Annotated in this window: 13 protein-coding genes and 1 riboswitch; all 13 genes read right to left on the reverse strand. The window is 47.6% G+C overall.

What is annotated here, in order from left to right:
* Window positions 1-7 precede the first annotated feature (7 nt).
* Window positions 8-958 (reverse strand): ABC transporter substrate-binding protein, encoded by a 951-nt coding sequence (locus tag EH243_RS06430; protein ID WP_126157813.1) that lies wholly within the window; start codon window positions 956-958, stop codon window positions 8-10.
* Window positions 959-1,026: 68 nt separating this feature from the next.
* Entirely contained in the window at window positions 1,027-1,824 is a 798-nt protein-coding gene (locus EH243_RS06435; protein WP_126157814.1) for an ABC transporter permease, read from the reverse strand.
* Window positions 1,817-2,608, reverse strand: a complete 792-nt coding sequence (locus EH243_RS06440; RefSeq protein ID WP_126157815.1) for an ABC transporter ATP-binding protein — start codon at window positions 2,606-2,608, stop codon at window positions 1,817-1,819. Before EH243_RS06440 ends, EH243_RS06435 begins: the two co-directional genes overlap by 8 nt.
* A complete protein-coding gene (thiD, locus tag EH243_RS06445) occupies window positions 2,598-3,461 on the reverse strand; it encodes a bifunctional hydroxymethylpyrimidine kinase/phosphomethylpyrimidine kinase (RefSeq protein WP_126157816.1) in 864 nt (287 codons plus the stop codon). The genes EH243_RS06440 and thiD overlap by 11 nt, the downstream gene beginning before the upstream one ends.
* Window positions 3,462-3,534: 73 nt before the next feature.
* A riboswitch (TPP riboswitch) is annotated at window positions 3,535-3,634 on the reverse strand.
* 493 nt (window positions 3,635-4,127) lie between these two features.
* Window positions 4,128-4,394 (reverse strand): hypothetical protein, encoded by a 267-nt coding sequence (locus EH243_RS06450; protein WP_126157817.1) that lies wholly within the window; start codon window positions 4,392-4,394, stop codon window positions 4,128-4,130.
* Between the two features lie 348 nt (window positions 4,395-4,742).
* A complete protein-coding gene (locus EH243_RS06455; protein ID WP_126157818.1) occupies window positions 4,743-5,291 on the reverse strand; it encodes a DoxX family protein in 549 nt (182 codons plus the stop codon).
* A 9-nt stretch (window positions 5,292-5,300) separates the two neighbouring features.
* Window positions 5,301-6,161 carry an HvfC/BufC N-terminal domain-containing protein gene (locus EH243_RS06460; RefSeq protein WP_126157819.1) on the reverse strand — a complete coding sequence of 287 codons (861 nt, stop codon included), beginning with the start codon at window positions 6,159-6,161 and terminating at the stop codon, window positions 5,301-5,303.
* Window positions 6,161-7,105, reverse strand: a complete 945-nt coding sequence (gene bufB, locus EH243_RS06465) for an MNIO family bufferin maturase (protein ID WP_126157820.1) — start codon at window positions 7,103-7,105, stop codon at window positions 6,161-6,163. The genes EH243_RS06460 and bufB overlap by 1 nt, the downstream gene beginning before the upstream one ends.
* Complete coding sequence (locus EH243_RS06470) at window positions 7,080-7,427, reverse strand: BufA1 family periplasmic bufferin-type metallophore (protein WP_126157821.1); 348 nt, start codon at window positions 7,425-7,427, stop codon at window positions 7,080-7,082. The genes bufB and EH243_RS06470 overlap by 26 nt, the downstream gene beginning before the upstream one ends.
* A 745-nt stretch (window positions 7,428-8,172) precedes the next feature.
* Window positions 8,173-9,453, reverse strand: coding sequence for an amidohydrolase family protein (locus EH243_RS06475; RefSeq protein ID WP_126157822.1), 1,281 nt, complete (start codon window positions 9,451-9,453; stop codon window positions 8,173-8,175).
* A gap of 188 nt (window positions 9,454-9,641) precedes the next feature.
* A complete protein-coding gene (locus EH243_RS06480) occupies window positions 9,642-11,372 on the reverse strand; it encodes a putative bifunctional diguanylate cyclase/phosphodiesterase (protein WP_126157823.1) in 1,731 nt (576 codons plus the stop codon).
* Window positions 11,373-11,397: 25 nt separating this feature from the next.
* Window positions 11,398-14,274 (reverse strand): response regulator, encoded by a 2,877-nt coding sequence (locus EH243_RS06485; RefSeq protein WP_126157824.1) that lies wholly within the window; start codon window positions 14,272-14,274, stop codon window positions 11,398-11,400.
* Complete coding sequence (locus EH243_RS06490; protein WP_126157825.1) at window positions 14,271-19,307, reverse strand: DUF4347 domain-containing protein; 5,037 nt, start codon at window positions 19,305-19,307, stop codon at window positions 14,271-14,273. The genes EH243_RS06485 and EH243_RS06490 overlap by 4 nt, the downstream gene beginning before the upstream one ends.
* Window positions 19,308-19,386 lie beyond the last annotated feature (79 nt).

Here is a 19,386-nt window from a genome sequence, read left to right on the forward strand (position 1 = left end):
AACAGTCTCATTCAAACATCGGGACATAATCTTTTGCTTTAGGTAAGGTCTTAATGATCTGCTGCGAATACATAAACTCGGCATAATCATCATAACGCTTTAGGTCGATGGCTGATGGGCGTAAGGCAAAACGGGTTAAGGTATCGCTCCAAGCTCTTTTGTTAAGCTCATTATTCAATGTGTCCGGTGCATACGCGACAAACTCTTTCCATGCGTCCTGTGGATGGTTAACGATATAAATCGTCGCCTGCTCGATCGCTTTATTAAAGCCGATGATGGCCGCTTTATCGTAACTGTTCGCATTAGCCACAAAGATCAGCTCATCATAAACGGGTACGCCATGCTCTTCTGGGAAAAAGGCCTTCCCTTGAAAACCTTCAAGAGCCAGTTGATTGGTCTCAAAGTTACGCAACCCACCCCAGATAGCATCCACCTTGCCAGAAGCCAGTGAGGCTGACAGCGCCCAGCCAACATTGATGATATCAACGTCGTCATAGTTAACATCAACGGTGTTCAGCATAGTGCCGATGCTCGCCTCTTCAGTACCCGCGATTGCGATACCGATCTTCTTTCCCTTAAGGTCTGCAAGCTCATTAATCTTGCCGTTATCTAGCACCATCAACATATTCAACGGTGTTGCAATCAAGGTGGCCGAGCGGATCAACGGCAAACCCGCCGCGACATCGATCGTCAGATTTGGCTGATAGCTGATCGCTAAATCGACCTTGTTGGCAGCGACTAATTTAGGAGGCATATTCGGATCAGCAGGCTCTTGAATCTCAACCTCGAGACCTTGGTCGGCAAAATAACCACGCTGCTTCGCAATAATAATCGGGCCGTGATTCGGGTTTACAAACCAATCCAGCATCAGGCTAAGCTGCTTCGTTTCCGCCTGAGCCGTCGCCGACAGCAGCGTTGCGGCCAGCGCCAGCGCTCCAACAAGAATACTTTTTTTCATGAAATGTCCTTTCATATGATGATTGTTCGATAAGCATCCTATAGATGCCTTAATAACGACCCAGGGAATTAAATTTCCCAGGGAATTAGTTTTTTTAATAACCGATCGGCCACAAAATAAAGCGTGATCGATAAAGCTGATAATATAAATAAAGCGGCAAACATCTCATCGATCATCATCCGCGCGTTGGCTTGCAACATGAGGTACCCCAAACCTTCACTGGACCCCACCCATTCACCGGCAACCGCCCCAATGGGCGCAATCACAACAGCCACACGAATCCCCGAAGCGAGCGCAGGCAAGGCGGCTGGAAATTGAATATGACGTAACATCTGCCATTTGCTTGCTCCCATCGTTTTGACCAAATCTAGATAGCCCACAGGAGTATTCCGTAAACCGTCATAACAACAGATGGTAATCGGAAAGAAGATAATTAATGCCGCCATCACGATTTTTGAAGCGATACCGTAACCCAACCACAACATTAATATCGGCGCGATGGCAAAGACCGGAATTGCCTGACTGGCGATTAACAGTGGTAATAACCAGCGTTTCATCGGCTTAAACAATAGCATCTGCAACGCGAATAACAGCCCCATGGTTAAGCCAAACGCCAAGCCCAGTATGATCTCCTGAGCCGTCACCCAGCTATGCTTGAGAAGAATTGAATGTCTTTCCACCAGCCGATCAAACACATCCAGAGGGCTGGGTAAAATAAAGGCCGGCATCTCAAATATAACGACTATCGCTTGCCAAAGACCAATAATCACCATCGCACTGATCAATATCCGTATTAACGGATGAGAGAGCCGTTCTTGGCTGTTGACCTTACGGGAGATCGCATCCAGCTGAATCAGATCACTCATAGTCTTGCTCCAAACGCGTCATAATAGTTTGTTGAAGCACAACGCATTCAGCATCAAGACGGCGCGGCGTTTCTGAGGTAGGCACGACTAATAACTCAGCAAACGCAGGCTTCCCCTGCATGATGTAGAGTCGGTCAGCTAAACGAATCGCTTCCTGGGGATCATGGGTGATTAACACCACCGTTTTATCTTTTAATAACCGGTAGGCGAGATCTTGTAAGCGGTAACGTGTAACCGCGTCTAGCGCGGAAAATGGTTCATCCATCAAGACGATAGACTTGTCTTGCATCAACGTCCGCGCCAATGCCACACGCTGACGCATACCGCCGGATAGCTGTTGCGGCAAGCAATGGGCTTGATCCGCCAACCCCACTTGTTGCAATAACTCCTGCGCTTTAATCTTCAGAGCCGCTCTATCGCCTGTTTGAATATTGGCGCCCAACCGAGTACTGAGCAGCACGTTATCTAATACCGATAACCACGGCATTAATAGATCCTGCTGTGCCATATAGGCAATCTGACCCTTCAGATCACATAGCGGCTGTGTACTTAACTCACCGCGCCACTCCGCCTTATCGTCAAGCAAGTGGGCTAAATATCGCAGTAGTGAGCTTTTACCGCAGCCACTGCGACCCAAAATACAGGTCCATGCTTGGGCGGGGATTGTAAGATGAAGGTCGCTGATCGTCGCTTCAGCGACGTCAAGATAACGCAGATAACCCCCTGAGATGTCGATACTAACCGCTCTGTTATCGACCGGCAGTGACCGACAATCAACTGACATCCGCATGCCCATTAAAGAAATGATTGACCGGCCCATGGCCTTGGCCAATATCTAGCTCATCCGCGTGGGCAATCGCCTGGGAGATATACTGTTTAGCTAACTGGACCGCCTGCAACAAATCATAACCTTGCGCTAAATAGGAGGCTATCGCCGATGAAAGTGTGCAGCCCGTACCATGGGTATTACGGGTATTGATCCGTTTCGCCGTCAAATGGTGAACATTATCAGGGAATATAAGTAGATCATTACTGTTTTCATCTTTCTCTAAATGCCCCCCTTTCAGCAACACCGTTTTGGCACCCAGTTGCCTAAGGCCGCTGATCATTGCCTCCATACTGCCTTCGTTGTTGGGTACCTCACTACCGATCAACGCCGCGCCTTCAGGTAAATTCGGCGTAATAATATCGGCTAGGGGTAATAATTCTGATTTGAGCGTATTGATCGCCGAGGCTTGTAACAATAAATCGCCACTCGTCGCGACCATAACCGGATCGATCACTAAAAATGCAGGCTGATACTGTTTTATTTTAGCCGCCACGATTTTGATGATCTCAGCATCGGCCAACATACCGACTTTAACGGCAATAATATTCAAATCGGTAAAAACCGCATCCAACTGTTTTTCAACATGTTTAAGCGGGATAGGGAAAATAGCGGAGACACCTAGGGTGTTTTGAGCGGTAATCGCGGTGATCACTGAGCAAGCGTATCCTCCCGTTGCCGAGATCGCCTTAATATCCGCTTGAATACCCGCACCACCACCACTATCTGAGCCCGCAATCGTTAACACTATAGGCGTAGAAGCTGATGAGACTGTCGGGACTGCGGTACTATTAGACATGGAAGTTGACATAAAAGCTCCTAGCACGGGCAGATAGGAACTTATCGAGCTGAAGATTTCACGACACTTGAGGAGCAAATCATACAAAGCTAGATGTATAGTTCCCTACGCCAGTGTTAACTGAATCAGGTTCAACGGGTTTCGGAAAATTCAATCTCAGCCTAATGGCCCCCCGACTATATGATGGGATGATAACAAGATTGATTGAAAGAGCAATATAACAATGCTAATTGCCTGTCATGCTTAATGCGCAAACCTATTACTTCTAATAACACCAACAGCTGAATAGAAAACGATAAAACCAAGACACAGCACAAAGCTTATCAACAAATCCTAATACGAACCGATAGACGACATGCGCGCAAAACAATGAATAATATATTCCCAAAGAGAATCTATCGTCACCCTATTATTCATCAGGGTATTCGCAGTGATTAGAAGCCAAAGAATAAAGAGTCTATTTAACGCTTAACACCATAATTAACAGGCACCCGTAAAAGTAGTCAAAAAATTAATGACGTTTTATACGTTCGAGGCTACTTAAGACGAAATTTACCAGTACAAAATATTTTCATTTATCGACAAAAAATAGTCGATAAAAAGCAATGCACTCAGATGGCGCAATCAATAAATTAAAATATTATGCTAACTATAATAAAAAGCTTTCTGGCACATTAACTATCGTTTGTTTTTTTGATATCTCGCCATATCTTTGACTAAACCACCAAAATCATAACCTAATGTTGCAGCTTCGGTGAGGACTGACCTTGCTTTTGGCATATCGACAGCAACGCCGGATCTTGCCAATTTCCTTGAAAGGTATTCCTCTCGTTTCCTTTGTTTTTGCTTACCTAAGTCGGGTATTCTAGCCAGAATAGTATCGAGTTGTTCGCAGGTTAAATCCGTTAAGCAGTCTTCCAAAGTAACACTTTTATCTATCTTCATTCATTCCCCTTACATCATTGCGGTAATTACGGCATAGCTTAATGGATACGGCTGAATTTTTCACCTGTTGAATCCATATACTCATGCAGATTGTTAGGAAACAAAGCATTCACCGTAAACTTAAGCTCCACTCCCAAGCATCCGCCAAAACCTTTATCATCAACCGAAAGGTAACTGCAGCCGTGTAGGATAAACGCGCGGAACATCTCGCTCAAGGAGTGAGATAAAATACACATAAACATGAGATGGAAACCTTCTGATCGCGATGAACGTAATCGAATCGTTCAAATGACAGAAGGTTCCTTCACCCTAATAACTATGCGCTCGTTATCCCTTGAGTACAACCTATCATTTAGTCACTACGGGCTTGCTATCCAGCCCCAGCAATCGATCGATCGATAGAATACCCGGCCCACGAGCCACGATGATTAATAAAGAAATAGCCCACCAAGATGCGGGGTTAATCCAGTGATCCCATGTAGGGAAAACCGCCAGTTGAATAAACATTGTCATACCGATCAGACCAAGCGCCGCAAAACGGGACAACAAACCGATAATCAGCAATATAGGCAATACAACTTCGGCAATACCCGCAAATACGGCGAGCAGTTCTATCATGCGCACCACAAATGAGCCTTCAACATAATCGAGCGTTTCAGGGTTACACAACTGCAACGCCCCGGGCCTGACAGGATCAGGGCAGAAAAATTCATACATAAACAGGTCATATTTATCGACATTAAACTGCAGGAAGCCATCCCACTTACTCAAGCCGGAATCGAGAAAAACCTTCGCCACCATAAAACGAAGAAAAAACAGGGCCAGGGGCTCTAAAAACCGAGACAGCTGCAAACCCATTTGCACATATAGCGCGCGAAACTTCTCTACCATCTTCATGTTAATGTCCTAACTTTTATAATTATATTTCGTCAAATCAATATCTAATATTTCATTCTGCAGGCAGGCAGAGAAAACATCGCTTACATCAAAACTGGGGTCTAAAGCCAACGCGGCATCAAACGCTTTTTCCAGCACGCCGTCATCCTGTAACACTCGCATCAATGCCACTTCGGGAGCTGACAGTAAGCGTGCTTGCACTGCACCGTTGAGCTGCCAAAACATCACCGTATCAACCGCTATCGAGCTATCGGCTTGCGCCAATTCAGACAGATTCATATGCCCTTCTGGAGACAACTGTAGTGGCTCGACATCAGGGCTGTTCATTTTAAAACCAATCCATTGATTCAAGGTGCCGGGATTAAACCGCAGCAGGTCAACACTGGCATTTAATGTCACCTGCGCTTGAGTAAAATCCTCACCCTGTTCAACCAACCAAGTAATTTTATCGGCGGTTAGCGTCTGCGTCGTACCAGCACTCATCAAACTCGTTAGCCAGGCATAATCCAAGCGCGCCAAATCAACTAGACTCGCGGGCAAGAGCATCGGGCCGCCTTGCTGTTCTAATTCCGCCAGCAGATCCCTAATAAAGTAAGGGAAATATTCACCATAGCCGACCAGTGTGCCAATCTCCGGCGGGTAATGATCCACATAAAGGCCGGCAAACTGGTTAAAGTATTCTCGCCCTAGGCTTTTCTCGCACACCGGAAAATTAGCGGCTAGTGCGTCAATACAGCCTTTATAAAAACCATTCCGATAAATTGCTAATCGCTTTATCTGCGTTGCATCAACGCAATAGTCATTCATGCCGCCGGCATCACCGGTACGCAGGTAGTCTGTAAAAGCATCGATATAAGGGCTAAGTGACATTACCGGGTTCCTCCTAGAGAAACGTTAGCAGAGGCAACTTCATAACGGCATTGATCTAAGTAACCTTGTGCTTGCTGACGTTCATTCATTAATTCAGCAAACGGCGGTAGATTGGCATCTCTTTCCACCAGTACAGGGCGGTGACCGAACAGTGTTAACGCATGTTGCAATAACTCCCATACTGGCAAATCGACGGGTGAGGCGTGGCTATCGATCAATAACGCTTGGCCTAACTCGGGATCTGGATCATGGCCGGCTATATGAATTTCGCCAACCAACTCAGCGGGGATCTGTGATAAATACTGCGCGGCATCAATACCGGTATTTTTACTGCTGAGATACAGGTTATTAATGTCGATTAATAAGCCGCAACCGCTACGCTGTGCCGCTTCGACTAAAAACTGGGGTTCATCCATTTCGCTGGTAAAATCCAAATAATTACTCGGATTTTCAATTAAAATACGCCGCCCTATGCCTGATTGATATCGATCAACCCCGTCAACTAATGACTGTAAAGCATCCTGTGTTCTAGGTAACGGCATCAAATCGGCAAAATACGCACCGCTCGCCCGTGACCAAACGGCATGTTCGGAGATCAGCGTTGGCTGAAATTCATTAATTAACGCTTTAACCTGCTTGATATGTTCAGGCATCGATTGATGATCATAACCGAGTGAGCCCCCTACCCCATGAAAACTCAGATCGTAATTCTCACGGATTGCTCGGAGATAGTTTAGCCGAGGCCCGCCCGCAACAAAGTAGTTCTCTGTATGGACTTCAAACCACAAATGACCACCAGTGCAGACCTCTTCGCCCGTCGGCAACGCTAAAATATCATCCAGATGCTCAGCCTTTAAACCAAGGCCGGCACCAAGATGCGCCCCCGCAATCAACGATGGCGGAGGCGAGGGGCATTCATTAACCTGCAAGAGAACCTGTTCCATTCGGTGTAACGATGGATTCACAAGTACCTTTAGGCGCATAAGTCCAAGAATTCGCTTGGAAATCTTGAGTCGAGGTACCTTCACAGCTAGTACCTGCACCGGCAGCACAATCATTCTCACCCGCTAGCGCAATACCAAAACACTTATCTTTACGGCCGCTAATTTTATCGCCGGCTAACCAACCATTCACTTTCGCCTGAACTTCAGCCGATGCGGTTTCAGATACTTTCAATTGACTGTTAGGGCCGGCAATCGTACCTGTGCTAAGAAGTGCAGTGGATGCGCCGAGAAGTAGTGCTGCTGCTAAGTTTGCCTTGTTCATTGTATTACTCCAGATGAAATCGATAAGATTACTTTAATTATTTTTACAATTAACTTTTCAGTTAAACATTCATTCAAGCTCGCCATGTTTTAAGCATCACACACCATTTAATTAACGGTTATCTGTAGAGCGGCTTCGTTAAGCCTAGACCACTAATGCTCTTTTATAAGCAACTACATCAAACCGGCATATGAACAACTACTCATTTTGACATTTGGTTGTCGCTGCTTGATGATTCACACTTTAGAGGCTAATACTGAAACTAAACTGAAAGGACAAAAATAATAATCGAGCACAAAACAAGCATTCAGAACCACACGAAATCACATTAAAAACACCGATATGCCGCCAACATCTCCAAAAACCAATAAAACAAAGCAAAGTCTAGTTTTGCTTTTGCAATAGAAACGTTGATAAACCATAACAACGCTTTAAATTTAACGCGTCTTATATTTATTTAGACCGATATATTTCATCGCAGCCGAGATCATATAGACTAAAGTAAAAAAGTAGCAGATCTCATTATTATCACTCGCAAATCGCTAAAATAGATAATTTATCGCTATGGCGTGTTCTTTCGAATAAAAACGCATCGCCATGCAACATAAAAATACGACGGTATACGTAAAGGAAAAGCCACCATACTGGCACGCTCTCAAGGTAAATAATATTGAGTCATCTATCCTATATTTACCGGTTCAATGACAGAGGCAATATAGACACAGTCGCCAACATCATTGCCAACTCACAATAGACCTTTTGAAAAATTCACGGGCTCCTCTGTACCGGTCACGTTGACATAGTGTTGTTGTAAAGGGGTTCTAGCGATCACCACACCACGCCTGATAACGAATAACCGATTGGGCTTTAACTGCAGCGCTTCGACCGGGCTGTTCGCCTGTAGGATAACCAGATCGGCGTGACAGCCAGGTTCAAGACCATAACCCTCTAGCCCCATCACTTTAGCGCCATTCACCGTGACCGCATCATAGGCCTGCTGCATCCCCTTCAGGCTAGTCATCTGAGCAACATGTAACCCCATGCTCGCCACCTCTAGCATGTCGTGAGTGCCCATGCTGTACCATGGGTCCATCACACAGTCATGGCCAAACGCCACGTTGATACCGGCGTTAAGCAACTCTGGCACCCGAGTCATACCGCGGCGCTTAGGATAGCTATCATGACGCCCTTGTAGGGTTATATTGATCAGAGGGTTCGCCACCGCATGAATACCCGCTTCACTCATCAATGGCAGCAATTTACTCACATAGTAATTATCCATGGAGTGCATCGAGGTTAAATGAGATCCCGTTACCCTACCGTTAAGGCCTAGTCGCTGGGTTTCACTAGTCAGGGTTTCAATATGGCGAGAGTTGGGATCATCACTTTCATCGCAATGCATATCGACCCGCAGACCACGCGCAGCGGCGATTTCGCACAGCTCACGTATCGCTATGGCGCCGTCGTTCATGGTGCGCTCAAAATGGGGGATGCCGCCGACTACATCGACTCCTTTATCGAGGGCACGTAATAGGTTTTCCCGCGAACGGCGATAGCGCAGAAATCCATCTTGCGGAAATGCCACCAGCTGTAGATCGATATAGGGTTTCATCTCTTCGCGTACTTCGAGCAGTGCATCGACGGCGAATAAGCGATCATCACAGATATCGACATGACTGCGAATACACAAGGTTCCCTGAGACACCGACCAGCGACACATATCTAAAGCACGCTGCTTAATAGACTCAACGGTCAACTGAGGCTTCAATTCACCCCATAACTCAATCCCCTCAAGGAGAGTACCGCTTTGATTCAATCGGGGCTGGCCAAGACTGAGCGCAGAATCCATATGAAAATGACTATCGACAAATGGCGGAGATGCTAAATACCCCAAGCCATCAATCACCTTAGCGGCTTGGCCCTGTATCGCCGGAGCAACCTCAAGAATCTTGCCATCCTTGATCGCAATATCAACACCTTTACGCCCATCCGGTAGGTTCACATTCCGCACCAGCATATCTAACATAGATCACTCCTTAACAGACGGCCTCGCCAAAACAGCAGGTCTATCAATATAGTAATGTCGATTAGTCGATTAAAAGGCATCGCTAAAACACCAACAAACGTCAGCCGCTAGCCATTTAGCCTAACGCTTTATCCGCATAAAACCCGGCAGCCTCGGCGATCGTTTTCTCTTATCGGAAGAGTGAATCGCTAATGATTAAACTGCTCAACAAACAGTCTAAAATCATCCGCAGCCAGCGGCTTACTAAAATAGAACCCTTGAATAAGGTCGCTCTGAGTCCCTTGCAGCAGGGTCAATTGTTCTTCTGTTTCAACACCTTCGATGACCACCGATAGCCGCAGCGCTTTTGCCATTGCGATGATAGCCAAGACAATCCGCACCTCATCTTCGTTATCCGGTATACCGGTGATAAATGAACGATCGACTTTTAGCTCGTCTAAAGGAAAACGTTTCAGGTAACTCAATGATGAGTAGCCCGTACCAAAATCATCAATCGATAAGCCGATCCCTAGCTCTTTTAAACTGGAAAGTAACTTAACGCTCGCCTCAACATTGTGCATAGCGAGGCTCTCCGTTAGCTCTAACATTAACAAAGAGGGCGATAAGCCAGATGCCTTAAGCGCGGTTTCTACATGCGCCTTATAGTTAGCTTCTTGAAATTGTGGGCCGGACACATTGACAGATACCTCGATATCCCCAAGCCCAGAACGCTCCCACTCCGCTGCCTGCCGACAGGCTTCATTCAATACCCAGTCACCGATATCAAGAATCAAACCACTCTCTTCCGCCAACGGAATAAATACAACCGGCGAGATCATGCCTTTCTCAGGGTGTTGCCAGCGGATTAATGCTTCAGCGGCTCTCACTTTCCTCGTTAGAAGATCAACCTTTGGCTGATAATGCAGTAACAGCTCATTGTTTTCGAGCGCCTTATGCAAAGCCGTTTCTAATTCGATTTTCTCTTTTAATTCATGGCTATTGGTTTGTGAATAAAAACGGACAGATTCAACATTCTCGACTTTTGACTGGCGCATCGCCGTACTGGCGGTGTTGATCAACTCATCGCTCAACAAGCCATCATCGGGCGCCACCGTAATACCGATACGGGCATTCACAAACAGCTCCTTGCCATTAATATTAAATGGTTTGGAGATCCCTGCAATAATCTGTCGAGCAATCGACGCCGCATGATTTCGCCCATTGACCGAGGGGATGAGAACACCAAATTCATCACCCGCCAGCCGTGCTGGATAGATCTCTGCTTCAGAGCGATCAAGACCGAGCAGTTTGTTGCGACTGGCCACGACATCGTTAATGCGTTGCGCCACCTGATAGAGCAACACATCACCAAACTGTATGCCGAAAGATTCGTTGACCTGACCAAAGCGATCCAAACCAACACTTAACAGAGCGGTTTTATTTTCATTTAGTTGATCAAGCTTTAATGCCCAGCTCATTTTTTCTCGAAGTGACTTCCGGTTGGCTAGCTTCGTCAGCGCATCAAAGCTCGACAGTTGATCCACATAGGCTTTCAGGGTCAGCGTATTACGCAATCGAAGTTTTAGCTCGCTGGCATCCACGGGTTTAGCGAGGAAGTCGGTAGCGCCAATCTCTAATGCTCTTAACTTCGAGAAGGAGTCCGAGGATGATGTCAGAACAATAACCGGTAGGTAGGCAAACTCTTGATGAGCACGAATGCGTTCCAGCACATCAAAACCACTCACTTCGGGCATGACTAGATCGAGAAATAAGATATCGGGTCGTTGATGCGCTAATACATCGAAGGCTTTGGATGAATCTTCAACACTGATAAAGCGGGAGTAGCCAGCCTCTTCTAAATGAGCCTGAACAATTTCCATCATGATAGGCTCATCATCAACCATCATAATCAGTGCATTCTTATCCTTTCGTACCTTCATAAGACCATCTCGGACAACCCAATATTCAAACACTTATCCTATCATTAATCTGCTTAATTACCTTGAGTAACGCGGCGCACTCCGACTGACTCTCCATGCGTGACGCTTTTTCTAAAGCGATAGCGATATCCGTAAATATATGGAACCCAACTGATCCACCCGCGCCCTTCAACCAGTGAGCATGATCCTTCAACGCTACAAAGTTTTGCCGTTCTACAGCCTGTTCCATCTCTTCGATTCTTGGCCCCAGCTTAACCACAAACTTTTTAACTATTGCCCTGAATTTTTCGCCATGCTCAGCCAGATCAGAGGTTACCTGTTCAGGCACTGTCCAGTGGGCGGGCACAGCGGGCTTACTATAGGGCGCTGGCGAGTAGTGTTGATCACTCATTTCGCGCTGACCCGCTAGATTGATCTGGGCGACAACGCGCTCTATCGCTACCATCAGCATCTCAATATCGGTCTGATTTCCATCCGCCAACGCCTGTTCCAGCTGTTTAGCCAGATCGGTTAATTGTGGAAATCCTATCGAGCCAGCAGACCCCTTCATCCAATGCGCATGACGCCCTAATGCTTCATCATCATTGTCTTGAAAAGAGGCTTGCATCGCGGGGAAAATATCATTTAAACGAACGATAAAATGCTCAATAATGGTCGCGAATTTAGGGTTAGTTGTCGGCAGCTCTGAATACAGTGGCGTTAAACCACTTAACGTTGAAGAGACCACTTCGGCTCTTTTCGGCGGCTGCCCCGCACTAAACACATCACCGACGGCTGTGTCAGACAGACTATCCGCCTGTTTAACTGCGCCTAACTCTTTCACCAACAGTAGTAATAATTTATCAATATTGATCGGCTTACTCATATAGCCGGTGTAGCCCGCGTCAAAGCATCGCTGTTCAATCCCCTTCATGGCATGAGCGGTCAGCGCGATAATAGGCACGTTGAGCCCCTGATCACGTATCGCCTTCACCGCACTATAACCATCCATACGCGGCATCTGCACATCCATCAGAATCAAATCATACTGCTGCGAGGCGACTTTCGTTAACGCCTCTACACCATCTTCGGCTTCATCTGTTTCAATCCCCTGTTCTTCGATCACCAACCGCATTAGCTCTCGGTTTTCAGCCCCATCATCCACCACTAAGATCTTTGACTTTGGAAATATCCAACGGGATGCTTGGGCAACACTGAGTCGGTCTTGCCAGTTGAGAATGCTCTGTGCATTAATGAGGGTGACAGGGCCATCGGTTTGTATATCCAGTTCAAGGAAAAACTGACTGCCCTCGCCGACTTTGCTAGTGGCATAAATATCACCATGCATCGCCGTGGCAAACTTTTTACTAATGGCTAAGCCTAGCCCCGTTCCACCAAATCGACGTGTAATCGAAGCATCGGCCTGAACAAAAGGATCAAATACTAAAGCGGCCTGCTCTTCCGTCATACCGATACCCGTATCGGCCACTTCAATCACCAGCCGTTTGCGATTATCACTCAAGCGGGTAGACACAACGACCTCCCCCTGCTCAGTGAATTTAATCGCATTACCGATCAGGTTGGTGACGATCTGACGCAGGCGCGCGGAATCACTCAATATCGTTTCAGGAATGTTCCCCTCTGGCTTATATGTCAGTACCAGTCCTTTTTCCTTCGCCTTAACGGACAGTACCTGAATCACCTCTTTGATAATCTGGTACGGTTGACACTTAGTGGATTCGACTTCCAGATGGCCCGCTTCTACCTTCGATAAGTCGAGAATATCGTTGATAAGGTTTAATAGGTGTTCGCCATTAACCAGAATCGTGCTGAGATAATGATCATTTTTCTGCTCATCCTTGCCATACCCTCTTCGCAAGGCCTCAGTAAAACCAAGAATCGCATTCATTGGCGTGCGTATTTCATGGCTCATATTCGCCAGAAAATCACTTTTCGCCTGATTGGCGGCTTCCGCTTCCTCTTTTGAGCGCCGCAGCTCGATCTCTTTCTCTTCTAACTCGGTGATATCATCAAAGCTCACCAAAACGCCGCTTGGCTTCCCTTTATCAGCCAGCACTGGAGAGCAGTTCACCATAAAAGTACGCACACCCCCCTCTAACTCAAGACGCACGATACTATTCATAACCGTCTCACCGCTAACAAGGGCGGTCTGCCAAGGGAAGTCCGCCGCATCCGTTTGCCCCCAAGGCAGGCGACGCACTTCATAACCCATGAGCGAAGTGGATGAACGGCCTAAAAGATCAGAGAATGCTTTATTCGCCAAGACCACCTGAAATTTTCTATCAAGAACAATTAATCCCTCTGCCATGGTATCCAACGCAGAGCGCACCCGATCCGGTATCGCTTGTGATGGATCGAGCTGTTTCAACATTTTTCGTAAGTAGAGGAAATACAGCAGATAGAGAATAACGGAACAAAACAGTAAAAATTGCACGGTAGGACGTTGATAAAAACCAATAAGACCCTCGCCATAAAGTGGTTCAAAGCGTAGCTCTAACGCACCCCAGGGTTGATTGCCCGCAACCAGAGGTACACTCATCTGCTGATCAATAGGACGATCTTCGCTACTCTGCTGCCAAGTATTTCGATGATTACCTACTTCGACAACTAACCGCTGAGCCCCATTGCGAATACCCGCCGATAAAATATCATCATTGCGTTCGACAACCAGTGTTAATACAGACTCAAGCCGGATCAAATCTGATTGCGTAATCAGTACAGAACCGTTTGCCGCAACAGCTTCCGCTAATGCCACACGATCCTTTAAACGAGCGCCTAAGAAGTCAGGCAGAATACCGATAATGATCGCAACCAGCGCGACACTGATGAACATACTCACCTGACCTAGTGCTATTCGACTGGTGGTACTTCGCGCAGAAAGAAGCCGTTTAAACCAATTCATGGACGGTCTCTCTTATCAGTATCATCGTCTTCATCGGACTCCTCATCCGTATGCTCTTCGTCGGAATCTTCACCGCCCTCAACCATCGAACTCAGCGATTCATCAGGCTGTTCCGAATCTTCGGCTGCATAACCCGTGGCACTAGAAGCCTTCGATAAAATAGGCAGGGGATCAATAAAGCGCCAAGCGGGTAGTGACGTTAACACCGTACTCAGCAACACACCACTTCGAGCCAACCAGATCACATAACCCACAGACAACCCCGAAGACACCGCAATCCCGCCCCCCATCATCATCGTTTGCAAAGCATGCTGTTCTTCGGTTTCAGTCTGAAGCTGGTCAATACCGCTCATAAACTGATCGAAGTGCTGTAACGCTAAAGGTTGCGTCATCGTATTAAGCACTGACTGGAATCGTAGTGTATTAACCTCTTGGGCAATCGCTTTATTCAACGGTGTAACGCCAAACTGCTCCCTTTCATTATTAGCAGCATCAATAACAAACTGGGTTGCCTCTGAGGGCGCAATAGCACTGGTCGAATCCAACGGCACAATAGCAGATTCAATGCTTTTTATGACATCCGTCGCAGCCGCCACAACGACCTCGGGCGCCTCAGACGCCTCAACTTCAAGTTCTGAAGTGACAACTGCAACACTCTCAACTTCTGGAACGCTAAAGAAAACCATATTACTCGTGACGGATTCAGTACGCCCCTCTAGGTCGATATAACGAGCCGTCACGTAGACCTCTTTACCCACATCGGCTGCGGTCAGCACGTAGTTTTGACCCGTGGCACCGCTAATCACCACGCCATTGCGATACCATTGATAGGTTTTAGCAGTGATGCCATCGGCATCAGTAATCGTATCATCCAGCGTTAACACTTCGCCGACAGCCACATTGCCACTAATAACCAGATCACCCTCGTAAGGACTATTCATGGCAATGATCACATCGGTGGCACTGCTGATTAAAGGACCTTCGGCAAAGCCTTGATCATCGGTAATGCTCACGGCTACACGGAGGTATTGGCCCACATCGGCATCATCCAACGTGTAAGTAGCGTTAGTTGCACCGGCTAGGTCGCTCCAGTTTGCACCATCGGCGGAACGCTGCCATTGATAATTGAAACTATTGCTGAGCCCATCCACATCACTAATACCGCTAGTATCGGCAGTGAGGGTTTGATCCTCTTCCGCTGTGCCGCTAACCGTTGGTAAGCCGGCAATCGGGTCATTCACAGCACCGATCGCAGCGGTAGCACTGCTGATTAAAGGACCTTCATCAAAGTTCTGATCATCGGTGATACTCACGGCCACACGGAGGTATTGGCCAACATCAGCATCATCCAACGTGTACGTCGCCGCAGTGGCACCGCCTAGGTCGCTCCAGTTTGCACCATCGGCGGAACGCTGCCATTGATAATTGAAACTATTGCTGAGCCCATCCACATCACTAATACCGCTAGTATCGGCGGTGAGGGTTTGATCTTCTTCTGAGCTACCGCTGATCAGCGGCAAGCCGACAATCGGATCATTCACCGCACCGATCGCCGCGGTGGCACTGCTGATTAAAGGACCTTCATCGAAGCTCTGATCATCGGTGATACTCACGGCCACACGGAGGTATTGGCCGACATCCGCATCATCCAGCGTATAAGTAGCGTTCGTTGCACCGGCTAGGTCGCTCCAGTTGGCACCATCAGTCGAGCGCTGCCATTGGTAACTAAAACTATTGCTGAGTCCATCCACATCACTGATGCCGCTGGTATCGGCGGTGAGGGTTTGATCCTCTTCCGCGGCACCATTGATCAGCGGTAAGCCTGCAATCGGATCATTCACGGCACCGATCGCAGCGGTGGCGCTGCTGAATAAAGGACCTTCAGCGAAGCCTTGATCATCGGTGATACTCACCGCCACACGAAGGTATTGGTCGACATCGGCATCATCCAGCGTGTAAGTAGCGTTCGTTGCACCGGCTAGGTCACTCCAGTTGGTGCCATCGGCGGAACGCTGCCATTGGTAGTTGAAGCTGTTACTGAGTCCATCCACATCATTGATGCCACTGGTATCGACGGTGAGGGTTTGATCCTCTTCAGCGCTACCACTGATCAGCGGTAAGCCTGATATCGGATCGTTTACGGCACCGATCGCCGCGGTGGCACTGCTCACTAACGGGCCTTCGGCAAAGCCTTGATCATCGGTAATGCTGACCGCTACACGAAGGTATTGGCCTACATCGGCATCATCGAGGGTGTAATTCACGCCGGTGGCACCGGCTAGATCACTCCAGCTCGCGCCATCAGCGGAACGCTGCCATTGGTAGCTGAAGCTGTTACTCAAGCCATCCACATCACTGATGCCGCTGGTATCGGCGGTGAGGGTTTGATCTTCTACAGCACTGCCACTGATCAGCGGCAAGCCGAGAATAGGATCGTTGACGGCACCGATCGCCGCGGTGGCACTGCTGATTAAAGGACCTTCGGCAAAGCCTTGATCATCGGTGATACTCACGGCCACACGGAGATATTGGCCGACATCGGCATCATCGAGGGTGTAATTCACGCCGGTGGCACCACTCACATCATTCCAGATCGCACCATCGGTGGAACGCTGCCATTGGTAGCTAAAGCTGTTGCTGAGTCCATCCGCATCGCTGATGCCGCTGGTATTGGCGGTGAGGGTCTGATCCTCTTCCGCTGTACCGCTAACCAGTGGTAAGCCGGTAATCGGATCATTCACGGCACTGACCATACCGACAGCACTGCTCACCAAGGGGCCTTCATCGAAGCCTTGGTCATCAGTAATATTCACCACAACGCGCATGTATTGCCCAACATCCGCGTTGCCCAAGGTGTAATTCACCTCGGTAGCACCGTTGATATCATTCCAGTTCGCGCCATCAAGGGACCGCTGCCACTGGTAACTGAAACTATTGCTGAGTCCATCCACATCGCTAATACCAGTCGTATTAGCCGTCAACTGCTGGTTTTCTTCGCTAACACCGTTAACCTGTGGCAAGCCACTGATCGGATCGTTGACCGCTTCCACAGCCGCCGTCCCAGCACTGACAACGACCTCATCTGTCCCACCGCCATCCATATAACTAACGACAACACTGATTGATGTTCCAACATCAATATCATCCAGTTGATACTGGTTAGCGGTCGCCCCAGCGATAGTATTGCCATCACGTTGCCATTGATAACTCAATGTACCTAAGCCATCGTCATCCGATAAGCTGCTCACATCAACGGTAAGAACCTGATCTTCAGTTGCTGCCCCGACAATGCTAACGCCACCTGTTGGAGCTGAGTTAGCAGCCCCTTGGAAGTCGTAAAAACTAATAGCATCAAGGCTATCACTACTCTCCTCTAAGCCTATATCTGAGCCATCGAAGAATAGCGAAGCGTTTATTGTTGTTGACGACATATTCAACGCAAAAACATCCTGACGTTCACCTGACACAACATTATCAGCGGATACCCCGTGATCACCATCTAGGGTGATCAGGATCGTACCCGCTTCTAAGTTAACTCCGCCGACCAAATAATCATTTTCAACCAGCTCTATCCCGGTCAACTTATCCTTAAACAGGTCATGACCCGCTAGAATTTCTTCAGTGCCATCAATGAGTGTCTTGACGGTACCATCCCTCGCATCAGCGGACAGATCTCCGGGATTAAAGATATGAATTCCATGATCATTGCTGCCATCATCGTCAACCGTGAATAAAAAAGAACCGGCTTGCAGGCTTGTATCGCCCACCACGGTTGTCTCTTCAACTAAGGTTATCCCCGTGATGTCTTTATCTGAGGGATTAGTAAATAACAAAGAAAAAGTACCCTTGCTATAGTCGCCTACAGTATCCGGGCGAAAGAAGAAAACATCCTCTTTTTCAACCTCTAGGCTAGATGAATCTGAACTGTCTAATGTTTGATCATCAGCCAATGAAAGCAGGATATCGCCCGCCTTTAGTTCAATCGGAGTTCCTGTACCAATACTGATGTCAGTGGTGACATGATGAATCGCATCAATATTCGTATCTTCGTCATCGATAAAGCTTTCAATATCAAAACCCGTTACCTCGATACTGCCGCCAGTAGAAGTACCAAACCCCCCAAGCCCAAGAAAAGAAATGGGCTCGAAATTAACAATATCAGTATCATTCCAAGTAATAGGCTGAGGTATACTATCCACATCACCTTCGGTGGAGAACCAGAGATTACTTGCCAGCACTCCTGACCAAGCCTCAGACGCTAGATTGATAGGTGTCACTGTATCGACTTCACCCACCTGATACTCGAGTTGCCAGTCGCCACTGAGCAGCGCATCACCGGTTAAATCATCACTGGCAGCAATATCTGCAGTCGTTAGGCTCGACAATGCTTGAACAAAGGCTTCGCCTTCTGCTGACTGGGCAACATTACAACCGTAAATAAGGATATCCGCGGTATCGGTTAATGAGTTCCCCCAAAGGTTAAGTTGGTCTGAATACTGACCTAAGGTATCGCTATTTAAGGTGCTGTTACCTAACTGAAGCGCGCCATCAGCACCGTGGCTGATCAGATGTATGGTTTGTATACCCGAATAACCATTTAATGCAGCGGTAATGCTATCGACACCGTCATGGTCTGGATTAATGAAGATCGTCAAAGCGTTTTGACTATTAGGACTAATACTTTCAAGCAGTGTGGCCGTATCGGTAACGCGACTGTCAACGATAATCAGCTCAGAAACGGACGTTGAGGCATTCAAACCATTCTCTGGACCGGTCAGCCCAACATCTGGCGACAACGACTGGGGATACTCAATATCAGACTGCGTGAGCATATCAACGGCAGGGGTATTATCAGGGAAGTCGGTCATCACGAGCTGGTCAAGGTTAACCAGAGTGTCGCTGTCGATATCATCCGAGAAATCCATAGCAACGGACAACACCGATGTCACAGGGTCCGCGGACAATAACAACCGAGGCTCGGCCTTCTCCAGCAAGAGCATGGCTGGGGCCTTATTCATCCGTAATTCTGACATCAGACCTCCCGTCTATTACATGCATCAGCATGACAATCAACCTATCCAAGCTTTTGCTTAAGAAACAGCAGGTCTAATT

This window comes from Amphritea opalescens (genome assembly GCF_003957515.1).
GTDB lineage: Bacteria > Pseudomonadota > Gammaproteobacteria > Pseudomonadales > Balneatricaceae > Amphritea > Amphritea opalescens.

What these genes read in the sequence shown, in the direction of transcription:
- EH243_RS06430 (WP_126157813.1), bottom strand. Translation starts at nt 958, where the DNA reads ATGAAAAAAAGTATTCTTGTTGGAGCGCTGGCGCTGGCCGCAACGCTG.
- EH243_RS06435 (WP_126157814.1), bottom strand. Translation starts at nt 1,824, where the DNA reads ATGAGTGATCTGATTCAGCTGGATGCGATCTCCCGTAAGGTCAACAGC.
- EH243_RS06440 (WP_126157815.1), bottom strand. Translation starts at nt 2,608, where the DNA reads ATGTCAGTTGATTGTCGGTCACTGCCGGTCGATAACAGAGCGGTTAGT.
- thiD (WP_126157816.1), bottom strand. Translation starts at nt 3,461, where the DNA reads ATGTCAACTTCCATGTCTAATAGTACCGCAGTCCCGACAGTCTCATCA.
- EH243_RS06450 (WP_126157817.1), bottom strand. Translation starts at nt 4,394, where the DNA reads ATGAAGATAGATAAAAGTGTTACTTTGGAAGACTGCTTAACGGATTTA.
- EH243_RS06455 (WP_126157818.1), bottom strand. Translation starts at nt 5,291, where the DNA reads ATGAAGATGGTAGAGAAGTTTCGCGCGCTATATGTGCAAATGGGTTTG.
- EH243_RS06460 (WP_126157819.1), bottom strand. Translation starts at nt 6,161, where the DNA reads ATGTCACTTAGCCCTTATATCGATGCTTTTACAGACTACCTGCGTACC.
- bufB (WP_126157820.1), bottom strand. Translation starts at nt 7,105, where the DNA reads ATGGAACAGGTTCTCTTGCAGGTTAATGAATGCCCCTCGCCTCCGCCA.
- EH243_RS06470 (WP_126157821.1), bottom strand. Translation starts at nt 7,427, where the DNA reads ATGAACAAGGCAAACTTAGCAGCAGCACTACTTCTCGGCGCATCCACT.
- EH243_RS06475 (WP_126157822.1), bottom strand. Translation starts at nt 9,453, where the DNA reads ATGTTAGATATGCTGGTGCGGAATGTGAACCTACCGGATGGGCGTAAA.
- EH243_RS06480 (WP_126157823.1), bottom strand. Translation starts at nt 11,372, where the DNA reads ATGAAGGTACGAAAGGATAAGAATGCACTGATTATGATGGTTGATGAT.
- EH243_RS06485 (WP_126157824.1), bottom strand. Translation starts at nt 14,274, where the DNA reads ATGAATTGGTTTAAACGGCTTCTTTCTGCGCGAAGTACCACCAGTCGA.
- EH243_RS06490 (WP_126157825.1), bottom strand. Translation starts at nt 19,307, where the DNA reads ATGTCAGAATTACGGATGAATAAGGCCCCAGCCATGCTCTTGCTGGAG.